Below are 21,121 nucleotides of genomic sequence, written 5' to 3' on the forward strand. Positions count from 1 at the left end.
GCCACTCAAACGGGCCGAGCACCGCAACTGGCTACCACCCGCACCGGACGCGGTGACCATCACGCGGCAAGGCACAAGCTAAGTCACCGGCATTGGGACTAGGCCGCCTCTTTCGGATCGTCGACCGGCATACTGGGCGCCATCTCAGATACGGCCGGAAGCGGATAGCGTGAAATCCGACATATTTCGCATCAGTGCAAGCCTTGCGGCCGTCACCGTGACGGCACTGCCTCGTCCTCTTGCGGGGCAGGCGAGCCCGTCGCCACTCCGGGGCCGTAACGCATTCCGAATTGGTCGGCCGATGGAACGGGGAGGGGAAATGCGGATCGCCGGTAGTTCGGCTACGTGACGATTACACTTTTTCCAGCAAAGACTTTCCGGTCGAGTGGGACGGCCCCGTGCCGGACGCGCAGGTGAAGCGCCGTTCATCCGGCGGTAGGTGGCATGGGGTAAACAAAGACCCTGGCCTGTCACCCTATCTGGTACTCAGTTTCAAGAATCACGATGACGCCCAGATTCTGCGGTTCTTTTTGGAGCATGGAGAGCTGCAGATGGATGGGACGGTTTACGCGAACGGAGGGGACCCCTATCCCTATCCATGTCACTACAAACGCACTTCTTTCGACCCCGAGGCCTAGGGGCACTTAGAGCGCCCGGCAGTAGGCGTGCTGGGCGGTCTTAATCGAGTGCGAGAGTCCCGGTCCGGGTGATACAAGGTCTGCGTGCCTGAGAATCTCTACTTCCCCACCCTGCTGCGGATGATTGACGAGCGGTCCGCCGCGTTCCGCGCCACCGTCGCCGCGGCCCCCAGCCTCGACGCCGATGTCCCGTCCTGCCCGGGCTGGACGCTGTACGACCTGGCGAACCACCTCAGTGAGGGGGACCGCTTCTGGGCCTGCATCGTGCTGAACACCGCGCCGGGCGACGAGCGGCCGAGCAAGGACGGGCTGGCGGCGCCCAGGGAGCGCGAGGCCCTCATAACCTGGCTGGCAGACTCGACGGAGCAGCTGCTTACTGCTCTGCGCGAGGCCGGCCCGGACCGGGGCTGCTGGGCCTGGTGGGAGCCGCTGGCCTCGCCGCACACGGTGGCCGCCGTGGCCCGCCGCCGCGTCCCGGAGTCGCTGATCCACACCTACGACGCCCAGCTGGCCTCCGGTACCCCGCAGGAGCTGCCGACGACCGAGGCGGGCGACGCCATCGAGGAGTTCCTCGCCACCGTCTGCACCGGCACGGTCCCGTGGCCGGGCGAACCCGCCACCATGGACTACCACGCAGCCCAGGCCGGCTCCTGGCGCCAGACGGTGGACGCCGCCGGTTCCCGCTTCACCCGCCTCACCGCGGCGGAGGCCGCTGAGAGCAAGCCCACCGCCGCCATCTACGGCACGGCGAGCGAGATGGCCCTGCTCATGTACATGCGTATCCCGGCTGGCTCGCTGCGGATGGAGGGCGACGCCGACCTGCTCCAGCAGCTGCAGGACTGGGGCTGAGACCGACCGGCAAATGGATCACTTGAGGCGTCGGGTGGTGGGGCGGCCGTCCCAGCGGTAGCGCGGGGTCGCGCGGCGGATGATCATACGCAGCGTGACGATCGCTGCGGACAGGTAGAGGTAGAAGTCCACGACGCGGCTGCGTTTCTCGGTACAGCGCCGCAACTTCCGAAGCCGTTCATCCATGCGTGGCTCCGCTCCACCACCCACCTCTTGTCGGCCTGGATCAGGGCGGGGACGCCTTTGCGGGAGATCTCGCCAGTGAAGCCCAACTCCCCACGCGCAGAACGGGCCTTGTCGCTGTCGTAGCCGCGGTCCAGGTTCACGTTGACCCGGTCGGGCAGCTCGCCGACCTGTTCCTTGGCGACCTTCAGGCGGATGGGCGAGAGAGGGAGACGGTGAACGAGCCGTAGCAGGCAGCCGCCAAGGCACTCACCGGGAGCGGGGTCGAGGCTTCGCGTCTGCCGTCGGCCGAAGGCGGTGAACTCAGCCATCGGCGGCCGGCCTGTCGCCCTGGTCGTCGAAGACCGTGTTGCGTGGCCTGCTACCTGTCTCCCTCGGAGGACCAGTCCAGGCTCAATTGTCGTCACCCAGAGCGTCGGCGCCGCCTAGGGTGACTGGGATGAGCGACGATCCCGTGATACTCCGTCCAGTAGCCGAGGACGATCTTCCGGTGCTTGAGAGGTTCCTGACCGATCCCGAGGCCACCGGGCCGTTCCAGTGGCTGGGTTGGTCAGATCCGGGGCGCTGGCGGCGACGCTGGGCTCAGGACGGCCTACTGGGCGATGAGGGCGGCCAGTTGATGGTGGTAACCGGCGCGGACCGGATCGGCTTCGTGGCGTGGCGGAAGGTCGTGACATCACGGACCTCTTACTGCTGGAGCATCGGAGCCCAGTTGCTGCCGCAAGGCCGGGGCCGCGGCGTCGGTACCCGAGCCCAGCGGCTGCTGGCACGTTACCTCTTCGCGCACACACCGGTCGTCAGGCTCGAGGCGGACACCGAGACGGACAACATCGCCGAACAGCGCGCACTCGAGAAGTCAGGGTTCACCCGCGAAGGCGTGCTGCGCAGCACTGTGTTCAGGGACGGGCAGTGGCGGGACACCGTGCGCTACAGCATGCTCCGCGGAGATATCGCCGCTTAATAGCGGCTAACAAAATGGGCGTCGGGGCCTGCGGTTACAGGTAACTCGTCTCGCCGTCGGCGACGAACCGTGTTGAGGAACGCTTCATGGACGTCGGCCCTGCGTTCCCAGCGGATGTGCAGACGTCGGAAGCCGTGCAGCCACGCGAAACTCCTTTCCGCGACCCAGCGGTAGGTGCCCAGTCCGGTGCCGTGCAGGGTGCCGCGGCGGGCGATGGCCGACACGATCCACGGCGACGTCCCCACACCGGATCGAACGCTCAACTCCCGCCCTGAACACAGTAACCAGGAGCGATCCACCTCATTGTGTTAGCCGTTGTCATCGATGACGGTGGAGCCGACCGCAACGACCCGGTCGAGATCGCCGTCGGTGTCGGCCTGGACGAGCAGAGCGACCACTGATCGGATGATCTGAAGGAGGCGGCCTACTAGACCCGCCCCACCGGTGCCGGCCAGCCGCGGCCGAAGGCGGCCTCCACGAAGCACTGGTCGTACGCCGCCTCCGCGCCCTGACGCAGGGCGTCCCGCAGGGCTTCCGGGGCCGGTGGAACACGCCGGGACCATCCGTCGCGCAGCAGTGCCACGGCGAACCCGGTGAGGAAGGCGTCTCCGCAGCCCATCGTGTCGGAAACGGACCCGGGATCCGCGGCGCGGGCCGGCGCGACGGCCGTGGTCCGGCCGTCGTACACGATCGCCCCGTGCAGGCCGCGGGTGGCCAGCGCCATCCCGGCCCCCCGCCGCACCGCCTCGGAGAGCAGCGCACGGGTGGCGGTCTCGTCCAGGTCCGAGCACGACAGCAGCGCCAGATCCACGTGCGGGCACACGAGATCGAGATAGGCGGGTGTGCGGAACTCCTCCTCGTCGGAGAAGTCGAAGCTGATCAGCGGGCCGGCCCCGGCGAGCGAAGGGAGTTCGGCCTCGGTGCCGGAGTAGACGCTGGAGTGCACCAGGCTGAAGGACGCGGCGTAGGCGAGCAGGGCGGGGGTCAGGGGAAGCGGTTCCGCCACAGCGCCGCCGCCGGGTTCATAGCCGAGGAAGACCCGGTCGCCGTCCTTCACCCGCAGGGTGGACACCGAGGTCTCGCCGTGGCGTACGACGCTGTGGTCCGCGGTGACGCCTTGCGCCGCCACGGCCGCGCGCAGCCGGGTGCCGAGGTCGTCGTCGCCGAACACCCCCAGGTAGGCGGCGTCCAGGCCGAGCCGTTGGGCGTACACGGCGACGTTGACACAGTTGCCGCCGGGGTAGTCGGTGCCGCGGTCCACGAAGCGGTCGACGGTGTTGTCGCCGAAGCCGAGGACGTTCATCAGGGTCTCCCGAGGCGCGGGCGCGTGCGTGGTGCACGGCGCCCGCCATGGGCGCGCCGGTGCCGGGGCACCGGCGCGCGGGGCGGACGGACGAGGGTGAACTCGGAGGGCTCAGTAGTCCATGACGCGGTAGTAGCGGCGCAGGTCGAGCGAGTGGTCGCGCACCCGCTCGAGGTGCTTGCTGACCCGGTCCATCACGGTGTCGAGCACCAGCGGGGCGAGCAGTCCGCGGAACTCCGGGCTGATGCCCTCCAGCGGGTAGTCCCGGGTGTCGAAGACGGTGACGTCCTTGGAGACGCGCTTGGCGAAGGACTCGGCCCGGTCGGTCAGCGCCCGGGTCTCGTCCTCACCCTGGAACACGATGACGCTGGTGTTCTCCTCCAGGAGTTCCAGCGAGCCGTGGAAGAACTCCGCGCTGTGCACCCGGGTGGTGCGCAGCCACTGCATCTCCTCGAGGATGCACATGGAGTACAGGTAGGTGAATCCCCACAGGTTCCCGCCGCCGATGAGGAAGTGGTAGTCGGTGTCCTTGTGGGCCTCGGCGAAGTCCGAGGCCACCGGCTCGGCCTGCCGGGCGACGTCCACCAGGATGCGGGGCAGGCCCGCGAGTTCGTCGGCGAGGCGCTCGTAGCCCTCGAACTCGCCCCGGCGGGAGAGCAGTCGGCCCATGAACAGCAGCAGTTGGACGTCGAACGGCCAGGCCTTGGGCTCGGAGATCAGTGCGGTGTCGACGTTCTGGGCGACGGGGGAGTCGGGGTAGCCGGTGAAGCCGATCGTGTGGGCGCCCCGGGACTTGCAGTGGTCGATGGCACGGAGGCTGTCGTCGGTGGTGCCGGACACGGAGGTGAAGACGGCGATGGTGCGCTCGCCGAGGCGGGCGTCGCCGGAGACGACGAGTTCGGCGGCGACGGCGGCCCGGACGGGCAGCAGCGAGTCGCGCCGGGCGAGGTGCTCGTAGGGCCACATCTGCGCGTACGTGCCGCCGGCGCCCACGAGGAGGACGTTGTCGTAGCCCTCGTCGGTCAGACGGTCGACGACCTTCTCGATCTGGGGGCGCAGCGCCAGCAGGCTCTCCGTCTGGGAGACGAACTCGGCTTCGTTGAACTTGAGCACGGTGATGACTTCCTCAAGGGTTGTTCCGCACCGGCCGGCGTGTGCCGGTGAGCCGGTGTTTGGAGGGGCGCGTGGACCGGATCCGGTCAGGTCGCGCGACGCCGGGAGAACAGCACGTTCGCCCCGGCGATGATCAGGCCGCCGGCGAAGATCAGCGTTCCCATGACGTTGACCTGCGGGGGCACGCCGGTACGGCTGGCGCTGTAGACCCACAGCGGGAACGTGACCGTACGGCCGGCGTTGAAGCTGGTGATGACGTAGTCGTCGACGGACAGGGCGAAGCAGAGCAGGGCGCCGGAGGCCACACCGGGCAGCAGCATCGGCAGGGTGACCAGCCGGAACGCCGTCCACGGGCCCGCGCCCAGGTCTCGGGCGGCCTCCTCCAGCGTCGGGTCGTGTCCCGCCATGCGGGCCCGAACGGTGATGGCGACGTAGGGGATGCAGAAGGCCACGTGCGCGATGACGACCGTCCAGTAGCCGCGGGGCACGCCCAGCACGATGAACAGCGACAGCAGCGCGGCGCCGAGGGCGATCTCGGGGGCCGCGATGGCGGCGAACATCAGCAGGTCCACCGAGCCCCGGCCGCGGAAGCGGTGGCGGCCGAGCGCCAGCCCGATCGGGGTGCCCAGGAGGGTGGCGACCACGGCGACGACCAGGGCGATGGTGAGGCTGTTGACCAGCGCGGAGGTCAGGTTGGGGATGGCGAACAGGTGCCGGTACCAGTTGAGGGTGAAGCCCTGCCAGGTGAAGTTCACCTTGCTGCCGGTGTCGTTGAACCCGAACAGGATCATGACGGCGATGGGCAGCAGCAGCCAGGCCAGCACCAGCCCGGTGTACAGGGTCAGGGTGGGGCGGCGCCGTGGGCGCCCGGTGCGCCGGGTGCGCGGTGCGGCGGGCGCGTCGGCCGCGGGGGCGGCGGTCGTGGTGGTCATCGCGCGGCCGCCTCCAGGACCTCGTCGGTGCCCAGGGCCCGGGCGTAGGTGAACACGGCCAGCAGCAGCGCGCCCATGAGGACGAAGGACAGGGCGGAGGCGCCGGGGTAGTCGAGGTTGGTGAAGTACTCGGTCTGGATGATGTTGCCGATCATCGTCGTCGAGGGGCCGCCGAGGATGCCGGCGTTGACGTAGTCGGCGCAGGCGGGCACGAACGTCAGCAGTACGCCGGCGAAGACGCCGGGCAGCGACAGCGGCAGCACCACACGCAGGAACGTCTGCGCCCGGGATGCGTAGAGGTCGGTGGACGCCTCGATCACCTTGGGGTCCACCCGTTCCAGGGCCACGTACACGGGCAGCACCATGAACGGCAGGAAGTTGTAGGTCAGGCCGCCGATCACCGCGTAGGGCGTGGCCAGCAGGTGGAAGTCGGCCGGGAGCAGACCGATGTCCTTCAGCGGTCCGAGCAGGACGCCGTGGTCGGCGAGCACCACGTTCCAGGACTGGGTGCGGATGACGAAGGACACGAAGAACGGCAGCAGGAGCAGGAAGAGGAACACCGACTTGTGCCGGCCGGCCCGGAAGGCGATCCAGTAGGCCACCGGGTAGCCGACGACGGCGCAGGCCGCGGTCGCCACGGCGCCGTAGACCAGGGACCGGACCAGTTGCACGTGGTAGGTGCGGACCACGTCGGCGTAGGTGCCGAAGTGGAACGTCTGGCGGAAGCCGTCGATGAAGTTGCCGGTCTGCAGCGACAGCGACACCATCACGATCACGGGGGTGACGAAGAAGGCGGCCAGCCACAGCCAGCCCGGCAGGATCATCAGATAGGGGGCCGGCGCCGCCCCGGGGCGGCGGCGCCGCCGGGTCAGGCCTGGTAGATCGGTTCGAACAGCGCGTTCCACTGCTTCTCCTCCTCTTCGTCGAGCACCCGCAGACGGCGCAGCTTCGACTGGTCGGCCTTGGTCGGGAAGACCAGGGGGCTGGTGCTCAGGGCGTCCAGCACGGTGTGCCGCTTGCCGGAGGCGGCGGCCGCGTCGCGTGCGACGACCCGCTGTGCGGCGGGGACGGGGCAGACGAACTGCACGGTCTCGCTGATCTTCGCGGCGACCTCGGGCCGGTAGGCGTAGTCCATGTAGGTCAGCGCGTCGACGGGGTGGGCGGCCGTCGACGGGATGCAGAGGTTGTCGGTCCACAGCAGACCGCCCTCGTCGGGGATGACGAACTCCAGTCGCGAGCCGCTCTGGTTGGCCTGGAAGACATCGCCCGAGTACACGAGGGAGGCCGCCAGGTCGCCGCGCTGGAGGGAGGACTGGTAGGTCGAGGTGGAGTAGGAGCGGACCATGCCGGCGTCGCGCTGCCTCCGCAGCCAGGCCGCCGCCTTGTGCCAGTCGGCGTGGGTGGAGGTCTCCGGGTCCACTCCGACGGCCAACAGCGCGATGTTGCCCATCTGCACCGCGTCGTTCCACATGCCGACCCTGCCGCGCAGTTTGGGGTCGAGCAGGTCCTGCCAGCTGGTGATCTTCCGGCCGACCCGGGCCGGGTCGTAGCCGATGCCGGTCATGCCGGACTGCCAGGGGACGGTGTAGACGTTGCCGTGGTCGAAGGAGGTGTTCTTGAACGCGGCTCCGCCGTACCGCGCGAAGTTGGGCAGGCGGCTGTGGTCGAGCGGGGCGAGGTAGCCGAGTTCGATGTACTTGCCGAGGTAGCTGTCGCCGCCGACGACCATCAGGTCGTAGCCGATGCCCTGCCCGGAGGCGAACTCGGGCTGGATCCTGCCGAACCAGGAGGCGCTGTCGTCGATCAGTTCGTCGTAGGCGACCTCGATGCCGCTCTCGTGGGTGAAGGCGTCGAGGGTGGGGTGCTTGCCCTGGTCGGCGGGGTCGACGTCGATGTACTGCGTGTAGTTGACGAAGTTCAGCTTTCCGGACCGCTTCTTCCCGGTCCAGAAGTCGGTGACGGCGGCGGCGATCTCGGCCTTGCCGGTGGGGACGTGCACGCGCGCCCCGGGGACGCTGCACGCGGCGAGCGGCGCCAGCGCGGCGGCGCCGGCCGCGGCGCGCAGCAGGCCGCGCCGCGTGCAGCCGCGTGGGCTCAGTCCGCGCGGCCGGGGCGCGAAGGGTGTGGAGTGCTCGGGCATGGTGGTCCGCCTGTCGTCAGCGCGAGGTGAGGGAAACCGGGTCCGCGGCGGTCGCCGCGGCGGCGGGGGCGGTGGAGAGCAGGTAGGAGTGGTCGGTGGCCCAGGAGAGCCAGACGGTGTCGCCGCGGGACGGGGACGCGCAGGCGGTGCCGTCGTTGGGCTGGAAGACCGTCATCTCCGCACCGGTACCGGTGTCCACCGTGTAACTGGTGGAGGTGCCGAGGTAGACCACCTCCCGTACGGTGCCCCGGACCCGGGTGGCGGAGTCGGCCGGCTCGGTGGTCAGCGTGATCTTCTCCGGCCGCACGGTGAGTTCGACGGCCTCGCCGGCGGCGTGGGAGCCGCGCAGCGGGACCGTGACGCGCTGGCCGTCGCCGAGGTCGAGCACCCCGGTCCCCGCCGCCACGGAGGCCAGGCGGCCGCCGATGAGGTTGGAGGTGCCGATGAACCCGGCGACGAACGCGGTGGCGGGCCGTTCGTACACCTCCTGCGGCGCGCCGACCTGCTCGACCAGGCCCTGGTTCATCACCGCGATCCGGTCCGACATGGTCAGGGCCTCGGCCTGGTCGTGCGTGACGTAGATGAAGGTGATGCCCACCTCGCGCTGGATGCGCTTGAGTTCCAGCTGCATCGTCTGGCGGAGCTTGAGGTCGAGGGCGCCTAGAGGTTCGTCGAGGAGCAGCGCGCGGGGGCGGTTGACCAGGGCGCGGGCGAGGGCGACGCGTTGCTGCTGGCCGCCGGAGAGCTGACGGGGGCGGCGGTCGGCCTTGTCGGCGAGTTCGACGGTGCGCAGCATCTTCTCGACCCGGTCGCGGATCTCGTCCTTGGGTACGCCCTTGCGGCGCAGTCCGAACGCCACGTTGTCGGCGACGCTCAGGTGCGGGAAGAGGGCGTAGGACTGGAACACCATGTTGATGTCACGCCGGTTGGCGGGCACACCGACCATGTCGCGGCCGTGCAGCAGGATCTGCCCGGAGGTCGGTTCCTCGAAGCCCGCGATCATCCGCAGGGTGGTGGTCTTGCCGCAGCCGGAGGGGCCGAGGAGCGAGAAGAACTCGCCCTCGCCGATGGCGAGGCTGACGCCGCGCACGACCGCGGCGTCCCGGGCGCCGGCGCCGCCGAAGTCCTTGATCACGTCGACGAGGGTGATGGCAGGGCCAGCGGCCTTCGGCGGCGAGAGGGTGTCGGTTGCCATCCGTGATACCTCCGGTGTTCGGGGCGTGGGACCGGGGCGGGCCCGGGCAGGGGAGTGCCGTGGCCGGCCGGGGAAAAGGCAGGCGGGGTGGGCGTCGGTGAGAATTGATAACGTTACCAACGGCCCGACCTTACCCACGGACAGCCGTCGTCCGTCAATGGTTGAATGGCCTCGAATTTCATCGGCCGGTTCCTCGGCCTACGCCGAGCCGTCACCCACGAGAGACCACCCATGCCCAACACCCCACGGCCGCCACGTCGCGTCACCATCCCCGACGTCGCCCGGCACGCCGGCGTGGGACAGGCCACGGCCGCCCGGGTCCTGGGCGGATACGGCTCGTCCAGCGCGGCCACCCGGGAACGGGTGCTGGCCGCCGCCGCCGAACTGGGCTACAGCACCAACGCGGTGGCCCGGAGCATGATCAGCGGACGCACCCACACTCTGGGCGTGGTCGTCGCCGACGTGGAGAACGCCTACTTCGCCCGCGCGGTGCGCGGCGTCACGGACGTCGCGGCCAAGGCCGGACTGCAGGTCGTCCTCGCCAACAGCGACGAGAAGGGCGAGACGGAGAAGTCCGCGGTGCAGATGTTCATCGAGCGGCGGGTGGACGGCCTGGTCGTGGCACCTGCCGCGGCCGGCCACGAACACCTCGACAAGGCCGTCGCGGCGGGCATCCCCGTGGTCCTCCTGGACCGCGCGCTCGGTGGCGCCACGCTGGACACGGTCGTGGTCGACAACCGCGGTGCCGCCAAGGCGGCGGTGTCCAGGTTCACCGAAGCCGGACACACCCGCATCGCCGTGGTCACCTCCGCCTCACCCGACGAGAACGCCACACGGCTCGCACCCGGCGCGGACATCTGGACCACGACCGAGCGGCTCACCGGATACCGGCAGGCCCTGCGCGCCGCCGGCATCCCGCGCGGGGCGGAGCTGATCCGGCACACCGGATACGACCGGACCTGGGCGCGGTCGGCGGTACTGGAGCTGATGAGCTCGCCCGACCGGCCCACCGCGCTGTTCACCACCGACAACGTGGCCACGCTCGGCACCCTCGACGCGCTGTTCGACCTGGAGGCGCACATTCCCGCCGACGTCTCGGTCATCGGCTTCGACGACGCCGAGTGGGCCACCCTCGTCCGGCCGAGGCTGAGCGTGGTCAGCCAGCCGGTGCAGGAACTGGGCGGGCTCGCGGCCGACATCCTGGTCCGCCGGATCAACGGCTCCACGGCCCGGCCCCGCAGGCACACCCTGTGCGCCACCTATATTGCGCGCGAGTCCACCGGTCCCGTGCCCGCGCGGGTCCGGCGGCTGGGGCCGGCGGGGGAGTGACGGGCCCGCCGGCCCCGCCCCGACGCGACCGGACCCGCGGTGCCGCCACGCCATGAGCCGCGGCAGGGCGACGGTGGTCGTCCACAGGCCTTCCGGAAGCTGATCAGCAGGGCGTCCTCTCCTTGCCGCGCACAAGATCTTCACGCCACGTCAGGAGAATGCCGTCGGCCGGTCCGGTCACCGTGGGGCGGCCGCCCGGACGAGGGCCGTTGCCGCTGTCTCGACGTCGCCCGGGCTGGTCCAGCGGCCGAGGGACAGCCGCACCGCGCCGAGCGCGCGGGCCGGGGCGAGGCCCATGGCGGTCAGCACGGGGGAGGGGGTGCGGGTGCCGCTGTGGCAGGCGGAGCCGGTGGAGGCCGCGATCCGGTCGGCGGCCGCGAGGAGTTCGTGGCCGAGGACGCCGTCGACGCTCACGTTGAGGGTGTTCGGCAGACGCTGCTCCTCGGGACCGTTGAGGTGCACGCGGCCGGGCAGCCCGTCGGCCAGCCGCCGGTGGAGGTCGTCGCGCAGGGCGGTGATACGGGCAGGGGCTCCGTCGGTGAGTTCGGCGGCCGCGAGCCGGGCGGCGGTGCCGAGCGCGACGGCCAGGGCGACGTTCTCGGTGCCGGCGCGCAGGCCGTGCTCCTGGCCGCCGCCGTAGACGACCGGCTCCAGCCGCACCCCGTCGCGCACGTACAGCGCGGCCACGCCCTTCGGCGCGTACATCTTGTGCCCCACGACCGTGAGCAGGTCGACCCCGGCGGCCCGCACGTCCAGGGGGATCTTCCCCGCGGCCTGGGCCGCGTCGCAGTGGAAGAGCGCTCCGGACCGGTGGGTGAGGCCGGCGAGCTCGGCGACGGGCTGCAGGGCGCCCGTCTCGTTGTTGGCGGCCATCACCGACACGAGCACCGTGTCCGCGGTGAGGGCCGCGGACAGGTCGCCCGGCTCGACGAGCCCGTCCCGGCCGACGGGCAGGACCGTCACCCGCGCCCCGTGCAGCCGCGCCAGCGCGTGGGCGGTCTCCAGCACCGCCGGGTGCTCCGTGGCCTGGGTGATCACGTGGGGGTGCGGACGGCCGGAGGCAAGGGCCGCCCCGCGCAGCGCGAGGAGGTCAGCCTCGGAGCCGGAAGCGGTGAACACGATCTCGCCGGGCCCGGCGCCGATCAGGGCGGCCACCTCGGCGCGGGCCTCGGCCAGTGCCCGGCGGGGTGTGTCGGCGTAGGGGTGGCCGCTGGAGGGGTTGCCGAAGAAGTCGGTGAGGTACGGGGCCATCGCCCGCGCGACACGCGGGTCGACCGGGGTGGTCGCGTTGTGGTCGAGGTAGACGGGGCCGCCGGCCAGTCCCGGATGCGGCGCGAGGCCGCCGGGGCCGGTCATGCCGGATCCGAGGCGTCGACGGGCAGCTCCGACAGGCGCCACTCCAGCATGCCGTCGTCGAGACGGATCGCCCGGCGTCCGCGGCCGGTCAGCAGCCGCACCGCGTCGTAGGCCAGGACGCAGTACTCGCCTCGGCAGTACACGACGATCTCCATGTCCTCGGGCAGTTCGCCGATCCGCTCGGCCAGTTCCTGGACGGGGATGGAGACTGCGCCGGGAATGTGCCCGGCCCGGTACTCCTCGACCGGCCGCACGTCGAGCACGACGACATCCCCGGCGTCGATCCGGGCCCGGAGTTGCTCACGGCTGAGCTCGATGGCGGCGTCCTCGCCGAGATAGGCGTCACGGGCGGCGGGCACCGCTGCCTGGTGGGCCTCGGCGACCTTGCGCAGCAGCGCGAAGAGCTGCGCCACGTCCGCACCGGCGAGCCGGTAGTGGATGCGTACGCCCTCACGGCGGGTGGCCACGAAACCCGCCTGCTTCAGGGTCTGCAGATGCGCCGACGCGGTGGTCAGGTTCAGCCCGGCCGCCTTCGCGAGCGCGTCGACGGTGCGCTCGCCCTGGGCCAGCAGATCCAGCAGCTCCAGACGCTTTCCGCTGGCCAGCGCCTTGCCGCTGGTCGCGAACGCGTCGTACAGCCGCGCCTTCGTCCCGCTGGTCGTCGCGCTCGTCGTCGTGTGCTCCGGCAACGCATCCTCCATAAATCCATGGATTATTGTAAGTCCGCGTGGGGGAGATGACCATGCGCCCCCGCTCCCAAGATCCCGGAGGACACCGTGGGCTTCGCCGACGACCCCCTGATGCCGCTCGTCTTCGACGAGGGGCTCGTGGACAGCGCCCACGGCCCGGCCGCCGCAGCCACCGACGTTCCGGTGGAGCATTCCGTCCATGGCACGGAGGGTTCCCGCTCATGAGCGCCGTGCCCAGCACCACACCGACCGACTCCTCCGGACGGCCCGTACGCCTCGGCCTGCGGGAGAACTGGCCGCAGTTCACCCTGCTCGTCATCGTGAACGTCTGCGTCGGCGGCCTGGTCGGCCTGGAACGCACCACCGTCCCGCTCATCGGCGCCGACACCTTCCACCTGACCAGTGACCTGGCCGTCTTCTCCTTCATCATCGCCTTCGGCCTGACCAAGGCGGTCACGAACCTGGCGGCCGGCGCGCTCACGGCCCGCTTCCGCCGCAAGCAGCTCCTGACGGCCGGCTGGCTGATCGGTGTCCCCGTGCCGTTCGCCCTCGCCTGGGCACCCTCCTGGGGCTGGATCGTCGCCGCCAACGTGCTGCTCGGCCTGAACCAGGGCCTGGCCTGGTCCATGACCGTCAACATGAAGATCGACCTCGTGGGCCCCGCCCGGCGCGGACTGGCCACCGGTCTGAACGAGGCCGCCGGCTACACCGCCGTCGGCGTCACCGCCCTGCTCACCGGCTACCTCGCCACCAGCTACGGCCTGCGTCCCGTCCCCGAACTCATCGGTGTCGTCTTCGTCGCCGCGGGCCTCGCCCTCACCCTGGTCGTACGCGACACCGCCGCCCACGTGGTGCTGGAGCTCGCCCAGCACGCGGCGCCCCTGCCCACCGGCGAGGACACCGGCCTGAAGGCCACCTTCGCCCGCACCTCCTGGCGCGACCGCTCCCTGCGCGGCGCCAGCCAGGCAGGCCTGGTCAACAACCTGAACGACGGCCTCACCTGGGGCGTCTTCCCCCTGCTCTTCACCGACCACGGCATCGGCCTCGCCGCCGTCGGCCTCATCAAGGGCCTCTACCCGATCCTGTGGGGCCTCGGCCAGATTCTCACCGGCCACCTCGCCGACCGCGTCGGCCGCAAACCCCTGATCGTCACCGGCATGCTCGTGCAGGCCGCCGGCTTCGTCCTGGCCCTCGTACTCCTGGACCGGCCGCTGCTCGCCGGCATCGCGTCCGCCATCGCACTGGGCCTGGGCACCGCCATGGTCTACCCCACCCTCATCGCCTCCATCTCCGATCACGCCCACCCCGCGTGGCGCGCCAACGCCCTCGGCACCTACCGCTTCTGGCGGGACGCCGGCTATGCCGCCGGGGCGCTGGTCGCCGGCATCCTGGCCGACGCCGTCGGCCTCGAGGCCACCGTCATCGCGGCCGCCGCCCTCACCGCCGTCTCCGGGCTCCTCGCGGCCCGGTGGATCACCGAGCGCCGCACCGGCACCCGCTGACCCCATTGGCCGCCGTGGGCCGGGGCGACGCCGTCACGATCCCGCTGTTCAGCGGCACCGCTGCTCGGCTCGCAGTTCGAAGTCGCAGTAGCGGTTGTCGTAGCAGGCCGCAGGGCGTATCGAACCCGGCCGGGTCTGGCGACCGCACCGTCGGCCTCGACGCCGTCCCCGACGGCCACCGGGTCATGGACAGGCGCGAGGCGCTGAAGGTGTTGGTGCGGCCGTGAACCGGCGGTCCCGGGTCAGGGGAGCGGCCGTCGCGCCGCGCTGCGGTAGACGGAGATGCCCAAAGCGAGCAGCCAGTAGCTGAGGATCGCGCCCATCAGGGCGGTGGTGCCCCAGCCGTTCGCCGCGTAGAAGTGCGCCGGGGTGTTGCCGAAGAAGAGGGACGGCACGAAGGCCAGGTTGAGCCCCGCGAGTACGAAAGCGGAACGGCCGGTCCACCGAGGGAGCAGGTCCGTACGGGAGATTCCGTAACCCACGGCGGTCAGGAAGAGCGCGAGCATGAGGCGCCCGATCGACCCGTAGAGGATGTAGGTGCCTTCGACCGCGATGGTCGGGTCGATCGGGTGGTCGGTGGCGATGACCGCGCCGGCTTCCAGCCCGCTGGAGACCAAGGTGATCGTCGAATAGACCAGTCCGGCGGCGAAGACCATCGTGCCGACCCATTCGTAGGCGGGGTTCGCCCTCTTGACGAGCTCACGGAACGCGGTGACGAACACGGTCAGAAACGCCAGCGCAAGGATGCCGATCAGCAGCCTGGCCAGGACGTTCGAGTCCGGTGGCGGGCCGGAGTAGACGAAGTACAGGGGTACTTCGACGATGAGAGCGGCCGCGGTGGCGATGCCCGCGAGGCCCGTCAGGCGCCTGGCGTCGGTTTCGTTCATGGATGTCCCCCTGGGCCCGTGTGGCAAGGCCTGTGTCGGTCGGTTGCCGGTGACATGAATGCTGCCGTCCTCGCCGCTCCTCGTCGCTGGGCGTGGACCCCGGATCAGGGGTGGGCCTACCGACACCTCGGCTGCGCGAAGGGCTCGCCCCTACGTGGCCGAGTGCTGAGGCGACCCGGCCGGCCACCGGCGGCATCGCGATGGAGTGACCGCGTGGACCGGGGCGAACAACTCCCGCACGTTTCGATGTTCGGGCCGGCGGCCGCCGCGTACGCCGAGCACCGTCCGGACTGCGCGCGGGACGCGTTCCATTGGGCGTTCGATCCCGCGCTCAACCCCGCGCGTGCCCGGCCCACGTGTGCTCGACCTCGGCGCCGGAACGGGAAAGCCGACCGGCGCACTGGTCGAGCCGGGCGCGGAAGTCACGGCCGTTGAGCGCGCCGCGGCGACGCTGACCGGACACCGCTCTCCTGGAGCGCTACCGCTCCGCCCTCGGCGATCGCCACCCCGCCATCGCGCTGCCATGGGCCGTGCCCGCGGGACGCCCGCGGACGGTACATCGAGGTGCACCGCCAGGAACCAGCTCGCGGCGTGCTGGCGCGTGGCGCGTCCGAGCCTCTCAGGCGTCTCCCTGGGCCCTCCCCGGATGACGGCAAGTCAGGCCGGAACCGTGCAGCCACTCCGGACCCCTGCCTCAGCGGTGTGTGCGGTGTCACGTACCCAAGGGGCCGCCCAAGTTGTCTGCATCACAGCGCAAATGTCCCTTTAGCGTCCATTCTCGAAGCGGCTACCGACCTCCGAAGTGGAGCCGGCCGGCATCGCCTTGGGTGTGAAGTCCCGAAGTGGCGCCTGGCACACCACTCGCGACGTTCCTCCTAGTTCCCCCGGAAAGGTGCCCACCATGGCCGCTTACCTCTGTCCTCCTGCCGTGATACACGGCGAGCACGCAGTGAAGACCAGCCAGATCGTGGCGGAGGTGCGCGACCGGCACCCGCACGCGGCGTGGGCGCCGCGCGTCGACGGCATCGCCGCCAGTACGGGCATCGAGACCCGCGGATGGATGCTTCCGCTGGAGACCGCCGTGGCGCCGGGCGACGGCGGGGGCCTGCGGGCGTTCGGCGTCGGGCGGGCCCAAGAGGCGCTAGCACGCGACGGGTTCACCGAGCAGGACGTGGACCGCGTGATCGCCGCCCTCGAGGCGGTACCCGCGCCGCAGACCGTCCAGGAGCGCACCGCGCCGGCCTGGGAGGCCGTGCAGGCCTACGGCGAGCGCGCGGCGCGCGGTGCCCTGCAGATCGCCGGGCTGGACGCCGCCGACGTCGACTGCCTGATCACCAGTCACTCCACCACTCCGGCGCTGCCGGGCCTCGACATCGCGCTGGCCAACAAGCTCGCGCTCCGCCCTGACGCGATGCTGCTCCCGGCCACGCAGTGGGCCTGCGTCGCGGGGACCCGTTCTCTGGCGCTGGCGGCGGAACTCGTCGCCGCGGACCCCGACCGGGTGGTCCTGGTCGTGATCTCGGAGGCGCTGAGCACGACCTACCAGCCCGCGGACGACACCCTCGAGTCCCTGATCGTCCGGCTGCTCTTCGCGGACACCGCGGTCGCCGCGGTGGTCACGGGCCGTCCGCGGCGCGAGTCGGTGCTGCGGCTCGACGGCGCCTGGCACCACACCCTGCCCGGCACCCAGGACCTGCACCGCCTTGAGACGCGGGCGGACGGCACCCACTTCGTGATGGACCGGCGTGGGCCGCGCGCCGTGCAGGAGACGGTCACCGCGATGTGGGAGTGGCTGCGTACCCGGTACCAGGACGACCCCGACTCGTGGCACCCGGACATGCTGCTCGCGCACCCCGGCGGGACCCGGGTGCTGGAGTACATGGAGCAGACGATGCCCGAAGCCTGGCCGTCGGGGCTCCTGGACCACAGCCGGGACAGTTACGCCAGCGGCAACCGAGGAGGTGCCGCCGTGTTCGACATCCTGCGACGGGCGTACGACGCGGGGCAGAAGGCGGGCGACCGCGCCGTCCTGTACGCGGCGGCACCCGGGCTCACCGCCACCGCCCTGGACGGGGAGTGGCTGTAGCCGGAGCCCCGCATGGGGTGCGGGCGGATGTGCCGGGCGGCCGGCCGGGACCCGCTCGTCATCCGTTCGCCGTACAAAGTGTCCAGATAGCGGGCAATCCGGCAGGGCTCTTGGTATCGCGTTAACACAGGAGTAACACTGGGAGAGTCGGCCGACCTGGCACGTTCAGCCGGGGCGGCCGCAGTCCCGCGCGCGGCAACGGCGCCGAGCGCCCCTCACCGGTCACCCGCCGGTGTCAGCCGTGCCTGGAAGGGACCCTGTGACCTCACGACCCGACCCCAAGACCTCGCTCGACCTGCTCCGTGCCGAGATCGAGCGCCGCAACCCGGCGGAACCCGAGTTCCACCAGGCCGCGCGCGAGGTGCTGGAGACCCTCGCCCCGGTGCTCACGGCGCGCCCCGAGTACGCCGAGCCTGGGCTCGTCGCGCGGCTGGTCGAGCCGGAGCGGCAGATCATGTTCCGGGTGCCGTGGCAGGACGACCACGGCCGGGTCCACGTCAACCGCGGCTTCAGGATCGAATACAACAGCGCCCTCGGCCCCTACAAGGGCGGCCTGCGCTTCCACCCGTCGGTGAACCTCGGGATCATCAAGTTCCTCGGCTTCGAGCAGATCTTCAAGAACGCGCTGACCGGGCTCGGCATCGGCGGCGGCAAGGGCGGCAGCGACTTCGACCCGCAGGGCCGCAGCGACGCGGAGGTCATGCGCTTCTGCCAGTCCTTCATGAGCGAGCTGTACCGGCACATCGGTGAGTACACCGACATCCCGGCGGGCGACATCGGCGTCGGCGCCCGTGAGATCGGCTACCTCTTCGGCCAGTACCGGCGGATCACCAACCGCTGGGAGGGCGGCGTGCTGACCGGCAAGAGCGCCGGCTGGGGCGGCTCGCTGATCCGTCCGGAGGCGACCGGCTACGGCAACGTGCTGTTCGCTGAGGCCATGCTGCGCGCCCGCGGTGAGGACCTGGAAGGGCAGACGGCGGTCGTCTCCGGCTCGGGCAACGTCGCGATCTACACCATCCAGAAGTTGGCCGCCCTCGGCGCCAACGCGGTGACCTGCTCCGACTCGAGCGGCTACGTCGTCGACGAGAAGGGCATCGACCTGGCGCTGCTGCGTCAGATCAAGGAGGTCGAGCGCGGCCGGGTGAGCACGTACGCCGAGCGCCGGGGCGCCTCCGCGCGGTTCGTGCCCGGCGGGCGGGTCTGGGAGGTCCCGGCGGACGTCGCCCTGCCGTCGGCGACCCAGAACGAACTGAACGCCGTGGACGCCGACGCCCTGATCCGCAACGGTGTGAAGGCGGTCTCCGAGGGCGCGAACATGCCGACGACACCGGAGGCAGTACAGCTGTTCCAGCGGGCCGGTGTCGCCTTCGGCCCCGGCAAGGCGGCCAACGCCGGCGGGGTCGCGGTCAGCGCGCTGGAGATGACGCAGAACGCGTCGCGCACGTCGTGGAAGGCCGACCAGGTCGAGGACGAGCTGGCCCGCATCATGACCGACATCCACACCACCTGCGCCGAGACCGCCGAGCGCTACGGCGCCCCCGGTGACTACGTGACCGGCGCGAACATCGCCGGCTTCGAGCGGGTGGCGGACGCGATGCTCGCGCAGGGCGTCATCTGATCGTCACGGCGTCACGGTCACGGCGTCCCCGGTCCGGGGACGCCGGCCGGACCGCCGAGGCGGGCGGAGGGGCCGGGTGCGCGCGGCACGCGCGCGTCACCTCGCGACCTCCGCCCAGATCACCTTCCCGGTGTCCGTCCACCGCACCCCCCACCGGCTGGTGAGCCCGTGCACCACGTGCAGGCCGCGACCGCCGTCGTCGAGGAGGCCGCCCCGGCTCAGCCGCGGCCTGCCGTTGCCGGTGTCGCCCACCTCGCACAGCAGACCGTGACCGGACCTGATCAGCCGCACCGTGACAGGGCCGGTGGCGAAGCGCACCGCGTTCGTCACCAGCTCGCTGACCAGCAGCAGCACATTGTCCCGGGTGTCGTCCCGGGTGCGCCACTGGCGCAGCAGCGCGGAGACCCGCTCGCGGGCGCGGGCGGGCGCGTCGTAGCGGGCGGGCAGCCGCCAGGTCGCGGTGTCCTCCTTGCGGTAGCCGATCGTGCGCGCGAGCAGCAGGGTCACGTCGTCGCGCTGACGCGCGGGCGCCAGAGTGGAGACGACGCGCCGCGCGGCCTGCTGCAGGGTGTCCCAGGGGTGCACCGCGGACACGACGTCCGCCAGCCTGTCGATGCCCTCGTCGATCGACACGGCCGGATCCTCCACCAGGCCGTCGGTGTAGAGGGCGAGCAGGGAGCCCGGGGGCGCGCCGAACGTGTGCACGTGGAACGGCTCCCGCAGCGCGAACTCGGCGCCCAGCCCGGGGTGCGGGCGGACCGCGAGCGGGGCCGCGTGCCCGTCCGGCGACACCAGGATCGGGGGAAGGTGACCGGCGCTGGACAACGCCACCTGGTGGCTGACCGGGTCGTAGAGGGCGACGCAGCAGGTCGAACCGAGGGCGCTGTATCCGGCCGCCAGCCCGGCCTCCGAGTCGTCCAGCAGCGTCACGGTCTCGTCCAGGTGCTCCAGTACCTCGTCCGGCGCCAGCCCCGCCGAGAGCAGGGCTCGGGCCTCCATGCTCAGCTGACCCATGGTCGCCGCGGCTCCGAGGCCGTGCCCGACGACGTCACCGACCACCAGCGCGGTACGGCCGTCCGGCAGCGGAAAGCTGTTCACCCAGTCGCCGCCGACGCCCGCGCTGTCGGGGGTGGCGGGCTGGTAGACGCTGGCGATCTCGATGGTGTCGCCGCCGGTCCGGGGGAGCAGCCGGCGCTGCAACGCGAGCACCTGTGTGTGCTCGCGCTGGTGCTGACGGGCCAGGTCGACGTGATGGGCGGTCCTGGCCACCAGTTCCTGCAGGTCGAACAGCTCGCTGTCGCGGAACGGGCAGTCCGCCCGCCGCCAGACCTCCGCCACGCCCAGCACGACGGGCGGCGCGCCGTCCAGGACCAGCGGTATGCACGCCACCCCCGCCGACCGGTCGCCGGGCACCAGGGCACGCATCACCCGCGGAGTACCGAGCACCCGTTCGACCGCCTCCCGGTCGGGTATGACGATGGCCTGCGGGGCGTCGTCCCGCCGTACCGCCTGCGCCAGCAGACGACTGGCGTCGCTGGGAAGATCGTTGCCCGGAGTCACGTACCCCTCGGGCCAGACCCGGTCCGGCACCAGGGCTGCCCGCCGCAGCCGGATGCGTCCCCGCGCCTGCTCGCTGACCCCCTCGCCCGTCCACACGGCGAAGTCGAGGTCGACGGCGGCCACGTCTCCCCAGGCCAGCAGGGACTCCGCCAGCGACTGCGCGGTCTCGCCGATGTCCAGCGAGGTGCCGATCGCGGTCTCGGCGGCGTACAGGTGCAGCCTGGTGGCCATGGCGATCACGGAGACGGTCAGGCCCTCCTGCGGCACCGCGGCGGGCAGAATGCTCAGTGAGACCACGAGCTCCGAACCGTCGCCGCGCCGCAGCCGCTGGATCCGGGCTACGTGCGCCTCACCGGTTTCCAGTACCTGCCGCAACCGCCGCGTGACCGTCGGTACGTCCCCGGCGGGCAGAAGATCGACGAAGGGGCTCCCGGTCAGGGCGTCCAGACCCGCGAAGACGGGGGCGTCCAGATTGCAGCGGGTGATCCTCAGCTCCCTGTCCAGGTTGACCGCGCCGAGAATCTGATCCTGGGGGCCGTTCCCCCCGTCCTCGGGCACGCGTCGGCCGACGGCGCGGTCATCCGGCGCGTCGGCAGGACCGGCCGGCGCCGCACGTCCGCCGCGCGGGATGTAGCGCTCGAGAGCGCTGCTGACCAGTTCGAACGGCGAAGAGGACGAAGGGGACGGTGTGGAGTCCATGCGGCTCTCTCAGCAATCCCCGGCGCGGCGCCGGGGCCGTACGCGGACCCGTGCGACGGGGCCCCGAGATCCCTGATCGCA

The 21,121-nt window shown here is 71.2% G+C and carries 17 protein-coding genes and 2 pseudogenes; 7 read left to right on the plus strand and 12 right to left on the minus strand.

What is annotated here, in order from left to right:
* The first annotated feature begins 722 nt into the window (after window positions 1-722).
* Window positions 723-1,487 (plus strand): maleylpyruvate isomerase family mycothiol-dependent enzyme, encoded by a 765-nt coding sequence (locus tag ABZ478_RS22190; protein ID WP_359552064.1) that lies wholly within the window; start codon window positions 723-725, stop codon window positions 1,485-1,487.
* Window positions 1,488-1,505: 18 nt separating this feature from the next.
* On the opposite strand, the pseudogene ABZ478_RS22195 reads toward ABZ478_RS22190, so the two are convergent.
* Window positions 1,506-1,861: pseudogene (locus ABZ478_RS22195) on the minus strand (IS5/IS1182 family transposase); the annotation flags it as partial.
* Window positions 1,862-2,109: 248 nt separating this feature from the next.
* Between ABZ478_RS22195 and ABZ478_RS22200 the strand changes: the two are divergent.
* Window positions 2,110-2,631 carry a GNAT family protein gene (locus ABZ478_RS22200; RefSeq protein WP_359552066.1) on the plus strand — a complete coding sequence of 174 codons (522 nt, stop codon included), beginning with the start codon at window positions 2,110-2,112 and terminating at the stop codon, window positions 2,629-2,631.
* On the opposite strand, the pseudogene ABZ478_RS22205 reads toward ABZ478_RS22200, so the two are convergent.
* From ABZ478_RS22205 to ABZ478_RS22235, 7 genes and pseudogenes are all read right to left on the minus strand, one after another.
* A pseudogene (locus ABZ478_RS22205) lies at window positions 2,628-2,846 on the minus strand (transposase); the annotation flags it as partial. The gene ABZ478_RS22200 and the pseudogene ABZ478_RS22205 overlap by 4 nt on opposite strands.
* Window positions 2,847-3,058: 212 nt before the next feature.
* Window positions 3,059-3,934, minus strand: a complete 876-nt coding sequence (locus ABZ478_RS22210) for a PfkB family carbohydrate kinase (protein WP_359552068.1) — start codon at window positions 3,932-3,934, stop codon at window positions 3,059-3,061.
* Window positions 3,935-4,045: 111 nt separating this feature from the next.
* Window positions 4,046-5,047, minus strand: coding sequence for an SIS domain-containing protein (locus ABZ478_RS22215; protein WP_359552070.1), 1,002 nt, complete (start codon window positions 5,045-5,047; stop codon window positions 4,046-4,048).
* Window positions 5,048-5,133: 86 nt separating this feature from the next.
* Window positions 5,134-5,979, minus strand: a complete 846-nt coding sequence (locus ABZ478_RS22220) for an ABC transporter permease (protein ID WP_359552071.1) — start codon at window positions 5,977-5,979, stop codon at window positions 5,134-5,136.
* The gene (locus ABZ478_RS22225) at window positions 5,976-6,884 is read right to left on the minus strand and encodes an ABC transporter permease (RefSeq protein ID WP_359552073.1); all 909 of its coding nucleotides are present in this window, start codon (window positions 6,882-6,884) and stop codon (window positions 5,976-5,978) included. The genes ABZ478_RS22220 and ABZ478_RS22225 overlap by 4 nt, the downstream gene beginning before the upstream one ends.
* Entirely contained in the window at window positions 6,848-8,119 is a 1,272-nt protein-coding gene (locus tag ABZ478_RS22230; RefSeq protein WP_359552075.1) for a spermidine/putrescine ABC transporter substrate-binding protein, read from the minus strand. Before ABZ478_RS22230 ends, ABZ478_RS22225 begins: the two co-directional genes overlap by 37 nt.
* A gap of 16 nt (window positions 8,120-8,135) precedes the next feature.
* Window positions 8,136-9,314, minus strand: a complete 1,179-nt coding sequence (locus ABZ478_RS22235; protein WP_359552077.1) for an ABC transporter ATP-binding protein — start codon at window positions 9,312-9,314, stop codon at window positions 8,136-8,138.
* Between the two features lie 231 nt (window positions 9,315-9,545).
* Here ABZ478_RS22235 and ABZ478_RS22240 point away from each other — a divergent pair, with 231 nt between their 5' ends.
* Entirely contained in the window at window positions 9,546-10,643 is a 1,098-nt protein-coding gene (locus ABZ478_RS22240; RefSeq protein ID WP_359552079.1) for a LacI family DNA-binding transcriptional regulator, read from the plus strand.
* A gap of 177 nt (window positions 10,644-10,820) precedes the next feature.
* On the opposite strand, the gene ABZ478_RS22245 is transcribed toward ABZ478_RS22240, so the two are convergent.
* Both ABZ478_RS22245 and ABZ478_RS22250 read right to left on the minus strand, forming a co-directional pair.
* A complete protein-coding gene (locus ABZ478_RS22245) occupies window positions 10,821-11,999 on the minus strand; it encodes a cysteine desulfurase family protein (RefSeq protein ID WP_359552081.1) in 1,179 nt (392 codons plus the stop codon).
* Window positions 11,996-12,700 carry a metalloregulator ArsR/SmtB family transcription factor gene (locus ABZ478_RS22250; protein ID WP_359552083.1) on the minus strand — a complete coding sequence of 235 codons (705 nt, stop codon included), beginning with the start codon at window positions 12,698-12,700 and terminating at the stop codon, window positions 11,996-11,998. Before ABZ478_RS22250 ends, ABZ478_RS22245 begins: the two co-directional genes overlap by 4 nt.
* 75 nt (window positions 12,701-12,775) lie before the next feature.
* Here ABZ478_RS22250 and ABZ478_RS22255 point away from each other — a divergent pair, with 75 nt between their 5' ends.
* Window positions 12,776-12,913: a hypothetical protein gene (locus tag ABZ478_RS22255; protein ID WP_359552085.1), complete on the plus strand. Its 138-nt coding sequence runs from the start codon at window positions 12,776-12,778 to the stop codon at window positions 12,911-12,913.
* Window positions 12,910-14,190 (plus strand): MFS transporter, encoded by a 1,281-nt coding sequence (locus ABZ478_RS22260; RefSeq protein WP_359552087.1) that lies wholly within the window; start codon window positions 12,910-12,912, stop codon window positions 14,188-14,190. Before ABZ478_RS22255 ends, ABZ478_RS22260 begins: the two co-directional genes overlap by 4 nt.
* A gap of 242 nt (window positions 14,191-14,432) precedes the next feature.
* Here ABZ478_RS22260 and ABZ478_RS22265 read toward each other — a convergent pair whose 3' ends face one another.
* Window positions 14,433-15,077, minus strand: coding sequence for a hypothetical protein (locus ABZ478_RS22265; protein WP_359552088.1), 645 nt, complete (start codon window positions 15,075-15,077; stop codon window positions 14,433-14,435).
* Between the two features lie 901 nt (window positions 15,078-15,978).
* On the opposite strand from ABZ478_RS22265, the gene ABZ478_RS22270 reads away from it, so the two are divergent.
* Window positions 15,979-17,163 carry a type III polyketide synthase gene (locus tag ABZ478_RS22270; RefSeq protein WP_359552090.1) on the plus strand — a complete coding sequence of 395 codons (1,185 nt, stop codon included), beginning with the start codon at window positions 15,979-15,981 and terminating at the stop codon, window positions 17,161-17,163.
* A gap of 259 nt (window positions 17,164-17,422) precedes the next feature.
* Window positions 17,423-18,781 (plus strand): NADP-specific glutamate dehydrogenase, encoded by a 1,359-nt coding sequence (gdhA, locus tag ABZ478_RS22275; protein WP_359552092.1) that lies wholly within the window; start codon window positions 17,423-17,425, stop codon window positions 18,779-18,781.
* Between the two features lie 96 nt (window positions 18,782-18,877).
* Here gdhA and ABZ478_RS22280 read toward each other — a convergent pair whose 3' ends face one another.
* Entirely contained in the window at window positions 18,878-21,040 is a 2,163-nt protein-coding gene (locus ABZ478_RS22280) for a SpoIIE family protein phosphatase (RefSeq protein WP_359552094.1), read from the minus strand.
* Between the last annotated feature and the right edge of the window lie 81 nt (window positions 21,041-21,121).

The sequence above is a fragment of the Streptomyces sp. NPDC005706 genome, from assembly GCF_040631045.1.
In the GTDB taxonomy this organism is placed as follows: domain Bacteria; phylum Actinomycetota; class Actinomycetes; order Streptomycetales; family Streptomycetaceae; genus Streptomyces.

Bases quoted from the DNA above. Each gene is read 5' to 3' on its own strand.
- ABZ478_RS22200 (WP_359552066.1), top strand. From the start codon at position 2,110: ATGAGCGACGATCCCGTGATACTCCGTCCAGTAGCCGAGGACGATCTT.
- ABZ478_RS22210 (WP_359552068.1), bottom strand. From the start codon at position 3,934: ATGAACGTCCTCGGCTTCGGCGACAACACCGTCGACCGCTTCGTGGAC.
- ABZ478_RS22220 (WP_359552071.1), bottom strand. From the start codon at position 5,979: ATGACCACCACGACCGCCGCCCCCGCGGCCGACGCGCCCGCCGCACCG.
- ABZ478_RS22230 (WP_359552075.1), bottom strand. From the start codon at position 8,119: ATGCCCGAGCACTCCACACCCTTCGCGCCCCGGCCGCGCGGACTGAGC.
- ABZ478_RS22235 (WP_359552077.1), bottom strand. From the start codon at position 9,314: ATGGCAACCGACACCCTCTCGCCGCCGAAGGCCGCTGGCCCTGCCATC.
- ABZ478_RS22240 (WP_359552079.1), top strand. From the start codon at position 9,546: ATGCCCAACACCCCACGGCCGCCACGTCGCGTCACCATCCCCGACGTC.
- ABZ478_RS22245 (WP_359552081.1), bottom strand. From the start codon at position 11,999: ATGACCGGCCCCGGCGGCCTCGCGCCGCATCCGGGACTGGCCGGCGGC.
- ABZ478_RS22250 (WP_359552083.1), bottom strand. From the start codon at position 12,700: ATGGAGGATGCGTTGCCGGAGCACACGACGACGAGCGCGACGACCAGC.
- ABZ478_RS22260 (WP_359552087.1), top strand. From the start codon at position 12,910: ATGAGCGCCGTGCCCAGCACCACACCGACCGACTCCTCCGGACGGCCC.
- ABZ478_RS22265 (WP_359552088.1), bottom strand. From the start codon at position 15,077: ATGAACGAAACCGACGCCAGGCGCCTGACGGGCCTCGCGGGCATCGCC.
- ABZ478_RS22270 (WP_359552090.1), top strand. From the start codon at position 15,979: ATGGCCGCTTACCTCTGTCCTCCTGCCGTGATACACGGCGAGCACGCA.
- ABZ478_RS22280 (WP_359552094.1), bottom strand. From the start codon at position 21,040: ATGGACTCCACACCGTCCCCTTCGTCCTCTTCGCCGTTCGAACTGGTC.